At 63.3% G+C, this 13,552-nt stretch carries 4 protein-coding genes and 1 pseudogene; 4 read left to right on the top strand and 1 reads right to left on the bottom strand.

Annotation, left to right across the window (positions count from 1 at the left end):
• Nucleotides 1-5,325, top strand: a pseudogene (locus G6N19_RS05625) (amino acid adenylation domain-containing protein); the annotation flags it as partial.
• Nucleotides 5,326-5,943: 618 nt separating this feature from the next.
• On the opposite strand, the gene G6N19_RS05620 reads toward G6N19_RS05625, so the two are convergent.
• On the bottom strand, nt 5,944-6,789 hold the full coding sequence (locus tag G6N19_RS05620) for a class I SAM-dependent methyltransferase (protein WP_193465934.1): 846 nt from the start codon (nt 6,787-6,789) through the stop codon (nt 5,944-5,946).
• A gap of 499 nt (nt 6,790-7,288) precedes the next feature.
• Between G6N19_RS05620 and G6N19_RS05615 the strand changes: the two genes are divergently transcribed.
• From G6N19_RS05615 to G6N19_RS05605, 3 genes are read left to right on the top strand one after another with little or no spacing between them, the layout of a single operon-like run.
• Nucleotides 7,289-7,744, top strand: a complete 456-nt coding sequence (locus G6N19_RS05615) for an MmpS family transport accessory protein (protein ID WP_193465933.1) — start codon at nt 7,289-7,291, stop codon at nt 7,742-7,744.
• The gene (locus tag G6N19_RS05610) at nt 7,741-10,623 is read left to right on the top strand and encodes an MMPL/RND family transporter (protein ID WP_193465932.1); all 2,883 of its coding nucleotides are present in this window, start codon (nt 7,741-7,743) and stop codon (nt 10,621-10,623) included. Before G6N19_RS05615 ends, G6N19_RS05610 begins: the two co-directional genes overlap by 4 nt.
• A gap of 9 nt (nt 10,624-10,632) precedes the next feature.
• Nucleotides 10,633-13,506, top strand: coding sequence for an MMPL/RND family transporter (locus G6N19_RS05605; protein WP_193465931.1), 2,874 nt, complete (start codon nt 10,633-10,635; stop codon nt 13,504-13,506).
• Nucleotides 13,507-13,552 lie beyond the last annotated feature (46 nt).

The following is a 13,552-nucleotide window of genomic DNA, read 5'->3' as shown; positions in this document are numbered from 1 at the left end:
ATGACGGCTGATCCGGGGCGGTTGTTGTCGTCGATTGATGCGTTGGTTGTTGGTGAGTGTGCGCAGTTGGATGTGTGGGGTCATCGGTCGGTGTTGGGGTCGTCGGTGGTTGGGGGGGTGTCGATTCCGGGGTTGTTTGCGCGGTGGGTGTCGGTGTCGCCGGGTGTGGTGGCGTTGCGGTGTGGGGGGCGGTCGTGGTCGTACCGGGAGGTTGATGAGGCCTCGAATCGGTTGGCGCATGTGTTGGTGGGTTATGGGGTGGGGCCTGGTGATCGGGTGGGTTGTTGTTGCCGCGTTGTGCGCAGGCGGTGGTGGCGATTTTGGCGGTGCTCAAGACCGGGGCGGGGTATGTGCCGGTGGATCCGGTGGTGCCTGATGCGCGGTTGGAGTTTGTGTTGGCTGATGCGGCGGTGTCGGTGGTGGTGACGTGTGGGGGGTTGGCGGATCGGGTGGCCGGTTGTGCGGTGGTGGTCGATGTTGATGATCCGGTGGTGGCTGATCAGCCGGTGTCGGCGGTGGGTGTCGGGCCGGTGGCTGATGACATTGCGTATGTCATTTACACCTCGGGCACCACGGGTGTTCCCAAGGGGGTGGCGGTCACTCACCGGAGTTTGACGCAGTTGATTGCGTCGTTGGATGTGGGGTTGCCGTGTCCGGGGGTGTGGGCGTTGGGGTATTCGTTGGCCTTTGATGCCTCGGTGTGGCAGATGTGGGGTGCGTTGTTGTGTGGGGGCCGGTTGGTGGTGGTGCCTGAGCAGGTGGCGGCCTCTCCGTCGGAGTTGCATGCGTTGTTGGTGGCTGAGGTGTGGATGTGTTGTTTCAGACTCCGTCGGCGGTGGGGCGTTGTCGCCGGTGGGGTTGGAGTCGATGGCGTTGTTGGTTGGTGCTGAGGCGTGTCCGGCTGAGTTGGTGGATCGGTGGGCGCCGGGTCGGGTGATGCTCAATGCGTATGGGCCGACGGAGACCACGATTTTGGGGGCGATCAGTGCGCCGTTGACGCCGGGGTGTGGCGGGTGGTGCCGATTGGTGCCCGGTGCCGGGGCGGCGTTGTTTGTGGTGGATGCGTGGTTGCGGCCGGTGCCTGTTGGTGTGGTGGGTGAGTTGTATGTGGCGGGTTCGGGTGTGGCGGTGGGGTATGTGGGGCGTTCGTCGTTGACGGCGTCGCGGTTTGTGGCGTGTCCGTTTGGTGGTGTGGGGCAGCGGATGTATCGGACCGGGGATTTGGTGCGGTGGAATCAGCAGGGGCAGTTGGAGTATGTGGGTCGTGCTGATGAGCAGGTGAAGGTGCGGGGGTATCGCATCGAGTTGGGGGAGGTCGAGGCTGCGTTGGCTGCCGTGGACGGTGTTGGTCAGGTGGCGGTGGTGGTGCGTGAGGATCGTCCTGGGGATCGTCGCTTGGTGGGGTATGTGACCGAATCGGGTGGCGGGTGGTGGATTCGGCTGGGGTGCGGGCGTTGTTGGGGCAGCGGTTGCCGGGCTATATGGTGCCGGCGGCGATCGTGGTCGTGCAGCATCTGCCGTTGACGGTCAACGGCAAGTTGGATCGGGATGCGTTGCCGGTGCCGCAGTATCACGGTGGGCGGTATCGGGCGCCGGTCACGGCGGTCGAGGAGATCTTGGCCGGGATTTATGCCCAGGTGTTGGGAGTCGAGCGGGTCGGGGTCGATGACTCCTTCTTCGATTTGGGTGGGGATTCGTTGTCGGCGATGCGGGTGGCCGCAGCAGTCGGGGTGGCTTTCGATACCCAGTTGGCGGTGCGGGTGCTCTTTGAGGCGCCCACCGTGGCACAACTTGCGCCGCGTATTGGGGTGGGGTCGGGGGGTCGGCCGGTGTTGGTGGCGGGGGTGCGCCCGCAGGTGGTGCCGTTGTCGTATGCCCAGCAGCGGTTGTGGTTTTTGAGTCAGCTTGAGGGGGAGGTTGCTACCTACAACATGCCGGTGGTGTTGGGGCTGTCGGGTGGGTTGGATGTGGTGGCGTTGGGGTTGGCGTTGGGTGATGTGGTGGGCCGTCATGAGAGTTTGCGGACGGTGTTCCCGGTGGTCGATGGGGTGCCGCGGCAGCAGGTGGTGGCGGCCGGTGAGGTTGATTTCGGGTGGGGGGTGGTTGATGCGGTGGGGTGGTCGCAGCAGCGGTTGGGGCAGGCGGTGGCTGCGGTGGTGGGGTATCGGTTTGATTTGGCGACGCAGCTGCCGTTGCGGGTGCAGTTGTTTGATGTCGGTGGTGGTGAGTTTGTGTTGGCGGCGGTGTTGCATCACATCGCTGGGGACGGGTCGTCGATTGCGCCGTTGTTGCGGGATTTGGGGGCGGCGTATACGGCGCGGTGCGCTGGAGCGGATGCGGGGTTGCCGGCATTGGGGGTGCAGTACGCCGATTATGCGTTGTGGCAGCGGGAGTGGTTGGGGGAGGAGTCTGATCCTGACAGTGTGATCGCTGCGCAGTTGCGGTATTGGCGTGAGGCGTTGGCGGGGTTGCCGGAGCGGTTGGCGTTGCCCACGGATCGGCCGTATCCGGCGGTGGCTGATTATCGGGGTGCCAGTGTGGCGGTGGCGTGGCCGGCGGGGTTGCAGCGCCAGATTGCGCGGGTGGCTCGTGCCCATGATGCGACCAGTTTCATGGTGGTGCAGGCCGGGTTGGCGGTGTTGTTGTCCAAGCTTGGTGGGGGCAGTGATGTTGCGGTGGGTGTGGCGGTGGCGGGGCGTCCGGATCCGGTGTTGGAGGAGTTGATCGGGTTTTTCGTCAATACGTTGGTGTTGCGGGTTGATCTGTCGGGTGATCCGAGTGTGTCGGGGTTGTTGGGGCGGGTTCGTCAGCGCAGTCTGGCGGCGTTTGAGCATCAGGATGTGCCGTTTGAGGTGGTGGTGGATCATCTCAATCCGCCGCGGTCGTTGACGCATCATCCGTTGGTGCAGGTGATGTTGGGGTGGCAGAACTTTGGGCAGGATTCGGTGGCTTCCTCGGTGGTGTTGGGTGATGTTGAGGTTTCGCCGTTGAGTGCTGATACCCAGTCGGCGCGGATGGATCTGTCGTTTTCTTTGCAGGAGCGCTGGGATGGCGCTGGTGAGCCGGCGGGGATTGCTGGGTTGGTGGAGTTTCGTACTGATGTGTTCGATACGGCCAGCATTGAGATGCTCGTTGATCGTTTGGAGCGGGTGTTGGTGGCGATGACGGCTGATCCGGGGCGGTTGTTGTCGTCGATTGATGCGTTGGTTGTTGGTGAGTGTGCGCAGTTGGATGTGGGGTCATCGGTCGGTGTTGGGGTCGTCGGTGGTTGGGGGTGTCGATTCCGGGTTGTTTGCGCGGTGGGTGTCGGTGTCGCCGGGTGTGGTGGCGTTGCGGTGTGGGGGGCGGTCGTGGTCGTACCGGGAGGTTGATGAGGCCTCGAATCGGTTGGCGCATGTGTTGGTGGGTTATGGGGTGGGGCCTGGTGATCGGGTGGGGTTGTTGTTGCCGCGTTGTGCGCAGGCGGTGGTGGCGATTTTGGCGGTGCTCAAGACCGGGGCGGGGTATGTGCCGGTGGATCCGGTGGTGCCTGATGCGCGGTTGGAGTTTGTGTTGGCTGATGCGGCGGTGTCGGTGGTGGTGACGTGTGGGGGGTTGGCGGATCGGGTGGCCGGTTGTGCGGTGGTGGTCGATGTTGATGATCCGGTGGTGGCTGATCAGCCGGTGTCGGCGGTGGGTGTCGGGCCGGTGGCTGATGACATTGCGTATGTCATTTACACCTCGGGCACCACGGGTGTTCCCAAGGGGGTGGCGGTTACTCATCGCAATGTGACCCGGTTGCTGGATGCGCTGGATGCGGGGTTGGCGCGTCCGGGGGTGTGGGCGTTGTGTCATTCGTTGGCGTTTGACTGGTCGGTGGCTGAGATCTGGGGTGCGTTGCTGCATGGGGGCCGGTTGGTGGTGGTGCCTGAGCAGGTGGCGGCCTCTCCGTCGGAGTTGCATGCGTTGTTGGTGGCCGAGCAGGTCAGTGGTTTTAACCAGTCGCCGTCGGCGGTGGGGGCGTTGTCGCCGGTGGGGTTGGAGTCGGTGGCGTTGGTGGTTGGTGCTGAGGCGTGTCCGGCTGAGTTGGTGGATCGGTGGGCGCCGGGTCGGGTGATGCGCAATGTGTATGGGCCGACGGAGGCCACTATCTACAGCGCGTTGAGTGCGCCGTTGACGCCGGGGTGTGGCGGTGTGGTGCCGATTGGTGCTCCGGTGCCGGGGGCGGCGTTGTTTGTGGTGGATGCGTGGTTGCGGCCGGTGCCTGTTGGTGTGGTGGGTGAGTTGTATGTGGCGGGTTCGGGTGTGGCGGTGGGGTATGTGGGGCGTTCGTCGTTGACGGCGTCGCGGTTTGTGGCGTGTCCGTTTGGTGGTGTGGGGCAGCGGATGTATCGGACCGGGGATTTGGTGCGGTGGAATCAGCAGGGCCAGTTGGAGTATGTGGGTCGTGCTGATGAGCAGGTGAAGGTGCGGGGGTATCGCATCGAGTTGGGGGAGGTCGAGGCTGCGTTGGCTGCCGTGGACGGTGTTGGTCAGGTGGCGGTGGTGGTGCGTGAGGATCGTCCTGGGGATCGTCGCTTGGTGGGGTATGTGACCGAATCGGGTGGCGGGGTGGTGGATTCGGCTGGGGTGCGGGCGTTGTTGGGGCAGCGGTTGCCGGGCTATATGGTGCCGGCGGCGATCGTGGTCGTGCAGCATCTGCCGTTGACGGTCAACGGCAAGTTGGATCGGGATGCGTTGCCGGTGCCGCAGTATCACGGTGGGCGGTATCGGGCGCCGGTCACGGCGGTCGAGGAGATCTTGGCCGGGATTTATGCCCAGGTGTTGGGGGTCGAGCGGGTCGGGGTCGATGACTCCTTCTTCGATTTGGGTGGGGATTCGTTGTCGGCGATGCGGGTGGCCGCAGCAGTCGGGGTGGCTTTCGGCACCCAGTTGGCGGTGCGGGTGCTGTTCGAGGCGCCGACAGTGGCACAACTGGCCGATTGGATCGGCGGGCAGGGTGGTGAACAACGAGCCGTCGCCCCTGCCCAGGTTCTCAACAGGGGAGCGGGCACCCCGCTGTTCTGCGTCCATGACGGGTTCGGGCTCAGCTGGGCGTACCGCAACCTCGCAGATCATTTGGATTGCCCGATTATCGGCATAAACCAGATCTCTCACGAGGGCGAAGCTGAACCCGGATCGATCAGGGAGATGGCGGAAAATTATATAGATCGCATCCAAGCCATTTCTCCAAGCGGACCGTACCGACTCCTCGGTTGGTCTTTCGGGGGGGTCGTCGCCCACCAAATCGCTGTCGAACTCCAGCGGCGCGGATACGAAGTCGAACGTCTGATTCTGCTGGACTCCATGCTGGCCGCGGGGCGGATGGGGAAATTCACCGAAATAACTCCTGGCCTCGCCCTGGGGGATCACGTGCTAACGGAATCATTGGTCTTGAAGAATCTATTGCGCAACAATGGCATCAGTACGCCACGGTATCGGGGACTTCTCACGTACCGGCGGGTTGAGCGACTGATGCGGCGGCGAGGAGTTGGGATAGACCTGCCACCGTACGAGGTAGTGGCTTCCATGATCCGTAACATCGCCGCGAACCGAGCATTACTTTCCGGCCACGTTCCCGACGTTTACCAGGGACAGATCATTGCATTCAACGCCATGCGGCGGAGGGGCAACGGTAGCGCGGTGCCGGAAACAGAATTGCAGTGCCAAAGATTCTGGCGACGGGGGGTGCGGCGACGAGTCGACAACCATCGGGGTCCGCAGTCATGGAGCCCCTATGCATCCGGTGATGTCGTAGAATACGCGGTCGATTGTTCACATTTCGAGATGCTCACCGCGGCTGTATTGCGCAATTACGGAGAACAGCTCAGGTCATCGTTCGATAGCCGGTCAATCACCGGTTAGCTGATCAGCCGGCCGGGCGGCGCAGTTTTCAAAGATACGGTCGGCAGAAAATCCGGTGCGCTACCCGTCCGAGGTCGAACTCGCCCGCCCGAACTCGACCAGCGTCAGTGAAGTGCCCAGTCGGCCGCCGAGTCTGTGGTTGAGAGCCAGGACGGCGTTGAGCGTCCGTGATCGGCCCCGCGGGAATCGCAGGTTGTGAATGGAGCTGACCCCGGTCATCGAGGTGAGCCAGGTGGCCAGTTGCGAGGGTGAGGCGCCGAATGGCAGCGCAGGGGCCCGGTAGCGTCGAGAGATTCGCAGACCCCGACGGCGCGATGATTTAGCGGCCCGAGCAGGGGGGAGATCGAACAATAGTTGCCCGCCGGGGAACCGTCGCGCGGATTCGGCGATCAAATTCAATGCCCTTTCGGGCTCCAGATGCATAAGCAGACCCTCCGCAGTAATGAACACTCCCGCATCGGGATCGATCTGATCCATCCAACTGTAGTCGAGTACCGACTGAGCACGCATGGCGATTCGCGGCGATGAAGGCAGCAGTTGGGAACGCAGGTGGATAACGGGCGGCAAGTCGATGGTCAGCCAACGGAATTCAGCATCGACGACGGTGGCATTGAGTCGCCAGAAGCTGGTCTCCAGTCCCTCTGCCAGCGCCACCACGGTGGCGGATGGATGCTGCTGAAGGTAGTCACGAGTATGGGTGTCAAACGCCAGCCCACGTAACGCCGTAGCTTGACCGGTGCGCCCGAATTTTGTGAAGTCGAAATCGATGCTGTCGACCAATCGGATCGCCATCGGATCATCGAGGATCCGGTCCGGGCGGCGGGCTTCGGCTGCCCGCGAGTTCAATGTCATCAACGCGGTCTCGGACACTCCGGTCAGCGGCGCCGGGTGTTTCGGGAGACTCATGGGAGAACTCTACCGGCGACGTCGATGAGTTTGCTGCAATATCGGGTGAAATGTGAATTGCACAAGGTTTCGTGGATGCCGGGCCATTGGATCCGGCAATGGATTTGGGCGGACCGCTATACGGCGTAGCAGGTGTCCCCGAACTCCGTGGTCCGAACTGTCCCGAGGCGGCCGGGCAGGTGTTGCGCCGACTGCCGTACCGCGGCCCTGTGCCGCCGCGGCGGCATCGTGGGCGCCGGCCCGTCCGCGTCGGCCCGCCGGGGCGTCCGGCCACACCCGGGACCCGGCGCTCACCGCTGGTCAACCCCCCTTTTGCGTGCTCTGATCTTGTCCAAAACTTGTCCACTGAAGCAACGCCCCGGACCCCACTCGCATGATTTACTCAACCGACGAGATCTTGGGTGCATCGGGAGGGTAAATACGGTGGCTACGGCCGTGCGTTCGCGCACTCGGGAACGTTGACCTGACGTGAGCCGATGACCGTCGTGCCATGGGGGGCATGGATCTAACCCGGGGAGTCGCGATTTTCCCACTACTCAAACATTTATGGATACCGCTGGTGGCAGCGGTGGTTGTTGCGTCCACCGTGTTCGCGGTGTCGAATCTGCGTGAGGTTTTCGGCACTGAGCACCACACCTCCTACGCCGACACCGCGACAGCTGACACCGAGTCTTTCAATCCCAAGCACCTGACCTACGAGGTCTTCGGCGCACCGGGAACAGTGGCGATGATCAGCTACTTCGACGCCGACAGCGAGCCCCGGACGATCCGCAACGTGCACCTGCCGTGGTCGCTGACCTTTGAGATCACCCAGGCCACCGCGGCAGGCAGCCTCATGGCCCAGGGCGACAGCAGCAGAATCGGCTGCCGCATCCGAGTCGATGACGAGATCAAATCCGAGAAGACGGTCAACCTGGTGAACGCGCTGACCTTCTGCGTGCTGAAAGCGGCATGACCGTGGCGTCGACGGACCAGCCGGGAGGCAGCCAACCGCTGGCGGCGAGAATGATCCGACGGTTCGCGCTGGTGATCGTCTTGATCTGGCTGGCGGTCACCGTCGTGCTGTCCGGGAGCGTCCCACCGTTGGAGCAGGTCGAATCGGAGCACTCGCTGTCGCTGAGTCCGGTCGACGCGCCGTCGTTCAAAGCGATGAAGCTGATGGGCGAGCTGTTCCAGGAGGCGAATTCCGAGAGCGTCGCGGTGATACTGCTCGAGGGCGAGGAACCCCTGGGCGTCGACGCACACCGGTTCTACGACTCGATCATCAGCCGGCTCAAGGCAGACCCCGACCGTGTCGAGCACATACAGGACTTCTGGGGCGATCCGCTGACGGCCGGCGGTGCCCAAAGCGGTGACGGCAAAGCCGCGTACGTGATGCTGAACCTTCGCGGCAATATCGGTACGGCGCAAGCCAACGACGCGGTTCAGATGGTGCAGGACGTGGTGTCGGGCACCCCGCCGCCGCCCGGGGTCACGGCCTACGTGACCGGACCGGCACCGATCGTGGCGGACATGTCCAAGAGCGGCAACAAGACCGTCCTGCTGGTCACGACGGTAACGTTCGCGGTGATCTTCATCATGCTGCTGATCGTCTACCGCTCGGTGGTCAGCGTGATCGTCTTGCTGTTGCTGGTCGGCATCCAGTTGCAAGTCGCCAAGGGGATCGTCGCCTTCCTCGGCGAACAGGGGATCGTCGGCCTCACCACCTACGTAGTCAACCTGTTGGTCTCGGTCGGGATCGCCGCGTCAACCGACTACGGGATCTTCTTCACCGGGCGATATCAGGAGGCGCGCCTGGCCGGTGAGGATCGCGAAAGTGCTTACTACACAGCCTATCGGGGGGTCGCCAAGGTGGTGTTGGCCTCCGGTCTGACGATCGCCGGCGCCATCTTCTGCCTGCACTTCACCCGGCTACCGTATTTCCAGCCGCTGGGCGTACCCGGGGCGATCGGCATCCTGGTGGCGGTGGCCGTGGCGCTGACGCTGATTCCCGCGGTGATGGTGGTGGGTGGAAGGTTCGGTTTGTTCGAACCCAAGCGCAAGATCATCACCAAGACGTGGCGAAGGGTCGGTACCGCGGTCGTCCGATGGCCCGCCCCGATCTTGGCGGCAGCGATAGCAGCGGCTCTGGTCGGGCTGCTGACGCTGGCCGGATACAACCCCAGTTACAGCGACCAGAAGTTCATCCCGAAGAGCATCCCGTCAATCGAAGGTCTGACGGCCTTGGAGCGACATTTCCCGACGTCGCGGATGTCCACACCGAACATCCTGCTGATCGAATCCGACCACGACATGCGCAACTCGACTGATTTCCTGGTGCTGAACAAGGTTGCCAAGGGGGTTTTCGCGATTCCCGGCGTCGCCAGCGTGCAGTCGGTGACGCGGCCCGAGGGCACACCGCTCAACCACACGTCGATCCCGTCGATGCTCAGTGTTTCGAGCGCCAGTCAGCGGTTGGGCCTGCCATTCCAGCAAGCCAACATGCAGGACATGCTCAAGCAGGCCGACGACATGGGCGAAGCGATCAACACCATGCAGCGGATGTATGGGCTCATGAAGCAGATGGCCGACGCCACCCACAGCACCGTGGGAACCGCGCACGAGATGAAGGAAGTCACGGACAGACTGCGGGACAACGTCGCCGACGTCGAAGACTTCTGGCGGCCGATTCGCACGTACTTCTACTGGGAACCGCACTGCTATGACATCCCCGTCTGCTTCGCGATTCGGTCGATGTTCGACGTGATGGACGGTGTCGACCAGATCAGTGAGAAATTAACGGATCTCATCACCGACATGGACCAACTGGATCTGCTCATGCCGCAGATGCTCGCCCAGTTCCCGCTCATGATCGAGACCATGCGCAGCTCTCGAACCATGATCCTGTCGATGTACAGCACCATGTCCGGCGTCTTGGGTCAGATGGAGGATTCCACCGACAATGCGACGGCCATGGGCAAGGCGTTCGACGCGGCCAACAGTGACGACTCCTTCTATCTTCCCCCAGAGGTATTGAAGAACAAGGACTTTCAACGCGTCATGGACATCTTCATGTCCCCGGACGGCAAAGCGGCCCGGATGATGATCTCCCAGCGCGGCGACCCGTTGACGCCGGAGGGCATGGCGCTGGTCGAACCGATCAAGGCCGCTGCGGAGGAAGCACTCAAGGGAACCCCGTTGGAAAGCGCCCAGGTCTACCTCGCGGGCGCGGCGGCGACCGCGCGTGACCTGGTGATCGGGTCCAACTACGACCTGTTGATCGCAGGCCTTTCGGCGCTGTGCCTGATCTTCGTCGTCATGATGATCTTCACCCGCAGCCTGGTCGCCGCGCTGGTAATCGTTGGGACCGTGGTGATCTCGATGGGCGCTGCGTTCGGGCTGTCGGTGTTGGTCTGGCAGCACCTGGTCGGTGTGCAGATGAACTGGGTGGTGCTGGCGATGTCGGTGATCGTGATGTTGGCGGTCGGGTCCGACTACAACCTGATGCTGGTCGCTCGGATGAAGGAGGAGATCGGCGCCGGCATCAACACAGGGATCATCCGCGCCATGGCCGGTACCGGCAAAGTGGTGACGACCGCCGGCCTGGTGTTCGCGTTCACCATGGCCTCCATGGTGGTCAGCGACCTGCTGAGCATCAGCCAGGTGGGCACCACCATCGGTATGGGGCTGCTGTTCGACACGTTGATCGTGCGCACCTTCATGACGCCGACGGTGGCGGCGTTGCTGGGGCGCTGGTTCTGGTGGCCGCAGAAGGTGCGCCCGCGCCCGGCCAGCACGATGCTCCGGTCGGTCGGGCCACGGCCGCTGGTGCGCGCGATATTCCTCAGGGATTAGCGCGTGCCGATGAACACCGAGCACCCTCGTCCGTCACTGATGGCCCGAACCATCCGCCGATCCGCGGTGTTGATCATCCTGGCGTGGATCGCGATGTCGCTGGCATTGAGTTTCGGTCTCCCTTCCCTGGAACAGGTCGGCCGGGAGCACGGCATGTCGTTGATCCCGGCGGATGCATCGTCTGCCCAGGCGATGGCACGGATGGGCAGGGACTTCGGCGAATCCGACTCCAACAGCCTCGCGATGATCGTGATCGAAGGGGAGCAACCTCTCGGTACTGCGGCCCATCGGTACTACGCCGGGCTGATCCGGGCGCTGCGAGACGAACCCGAGCACGTGCAGCATGTGCAGGATCTGTGGGGGGATCGGCTGACGTCGGCAAGTGTGCAGAGTGCTGATCGGAAAGCTACGTACGTCCAGCTGAACCTGGCGGGTGACCAGGGCACCACACTCGGTGACGAGTCGGTGGCCGCGGTCCGCGACATCGTGCGCCGGATGCCGCCACCGCCCGGGCTGCACGTCTACGTCACCGGTCAAGCGCCGCTGATGTCGGACATGCAACACAGCGGCAACGCTTCGGTCGTGACGATCACCATCGTGACCGTCGGCGTCATCTTCGTCATGCTGTTGTTCGTCTACCGGTCGGTCGTCACGGTGATCGTGCTGCTGATCATGGTCGGTCTCGAACTGGCTGCGGCCCGCGGCGGCATTGCGTTGCTCGGGCACAACGGCATGTTGCAGCTGTCCACGTTTGCGGTGAATCTGCTGACGTCACTCGCGATCGCGACGGGCACCGACTACGGGATCTTCTTCCTCGGCCGGTATCAAGAAGCTCGTCGGGCCGGCGAGGACCCGGAGACCGCCTATTACACGATGTATCGCAGCGTCGCCCCGGTGGTGCTGGCGTCCGGAGTGACGATCGCCGGTGCGCTGTTCTGCCTGCGCTTCACTCGGCTGCCGTACTTCGTCAGCCTGGGCATCCCCTGCTCGGTCGGCATGTTGATCGCGGTCCTGGTCGCGGTCACACTGGTTCCTGCCGGTATCGCCGTGGCAGCCCGGTTCGGGCTGTTGGACCCGAAGCGCCGAGCGCGGACCGGGCGCTGGCGTGGCGTCGGCACCGCAATCGTGCGATGGCCGGTACCGATGCTGACCGTCGCTTCGGCGCTGGCACTGGTCGGTCTGCTGGCCCTCGCCGGCTACCAGACCAGCTACGACGACCGTCGGTACATGCCCGCGAACATCCCGGCCAATATCGGGTTCGCCGCTGCGGAGGAACATTTCTCCCAGGCTCGGCTCATGCCGGACATCCTGCTCCTCGAGTCCGACCACGATATGCGTAACCAGACCGACTTCCTGGTCCTGAACAAGGTGGCCAAGGCGGTCTTCAGAATTCGGGGCATCTCCCGTGTCCAAGGGGTCACCCGACCCGATGGCGCACCGCTTGGCAAGACGTCCATCCCGTTCTTGCTCAGCATTCAGCAAGCCGATCAGGCGCAGGCGATGCAGTTCCAGAAAGAGCGCATCGGCGATATGCGACAGCAGGCCGATAATCTGGCGAAGATCATTGCGGCAATGCGGAATCAGTACGACGTGACCAGGAAACTGTCGGACACGACGCACCATATGATCCTCGACTCGACTGAGTTGCGCGACGTCACCGACCACCTGCGGGACTCCTTTGCCGACTTCGAAGATTTCATCCGGCCCATCCGTGCCTACTTCCAGTGGGAGCCACATTGTTTCGACATCCCGATCTGCTTCTCGATTCGCAGCGCATTCGAGTTGCTCGACGGTGTCGACGAAGCCAGCGAGCAGATGGACCTGATGCTGGCCGAAATGAGTCCATTCGATGTGGTCATGCCCAAGGTCGTCGCGCAATTCCCGCAGCTGATCGAACTCATGGAGTCGATGTGGAAAGCCACGATGACCACCTACAGCACCATGTCCGGGATGTTCGCCGGCATTGATGACATGATGCAGGACGCCTCGGCGATGGGGATGGCGTTCGACGCCGCCAAGAACGACGACTCGTTCTATCTCCCCCCGGAAGTCTTGGACAGCCCGGACTTCCAGAAGGCGATGGCGCTGTTCTTGTCTCCGGACGGCAAGGCGGCCCGGTTCATCATCTCGCACAGCGGCGACCCGGCGACTCCCGAAGGCATTGCGAGGGTCAATCAGATCACCAATGCCGCCACGGAGGCACTCAAGGGCACACCGCTGGCGAACGCCGGGGTGTTCCTGGCGGGCGCCTCGCCGACCGCCAAGGATTGGCAGGACGGTTCCCGAAACGACTTGCTCATCGCGGGGCTGGCCGCCTTGTCGCTGATCTTCATCGTGATGTTGATCATCACCCGGGCGCTGGTCGCCGCGCTGGCGATCGTGGGCACCGTCCTGCTGTCGCTGGGCGCATCGTTCGGTGTGTCAGTCCTTGTCTGGCAGCACATTCTCGGTATCCGGCTGCACTGGATGGTGCTGGCGATGTCGGTGATCATCCTGCTGGCGGTCGGGTCCGACTACAACCTGCTGCTGGTCTCCCGGATGAAAGAGGAACTGCACGCCGGCATCAACACCGGCACCATCCGGGCGATGGCCGGCACCGGCAGGGTGGTCACCTCCGCGGGCCTGGTGTTCGCATTCACGATGATGTCGATGGTGGTCAGCGACCTGCGGATCATCGGCCAGGTCGGCACCACGATCGGTCTCGGGTTGCTGTTCGACACCTTCATCGTGCGTGCGTTGATGACGCCCTCGATCGCGCGGATATTCGGGCGGTGGTTCTGGTGGCCGCAACGCGTCCGCCCCCGCCCGGCCAGCTTCCTGCTCGAGCCGTACGGGACGCGAGCGTCGGTGCGCGAGTTGCTGGGCGACCTGGCGGGTCCCTGACCCGCCGAAACATTTCCTAGAACACGTTCTAGTTCTGCTGTTAGAG

The organism is Mycobacterium novum (assembly GCF_010726505.1).
Lineage (GTDB): Bacteria > Actinomycetota > Actinomycetes > Mycobacteriales > Mycobacteriaceae > Mycobacterium > Mycobacterium algericum.
Note: the sequence above shows the minus strand (reverse complement) of the source record. Positions and strands in the feature narration are given on the sequence as shown.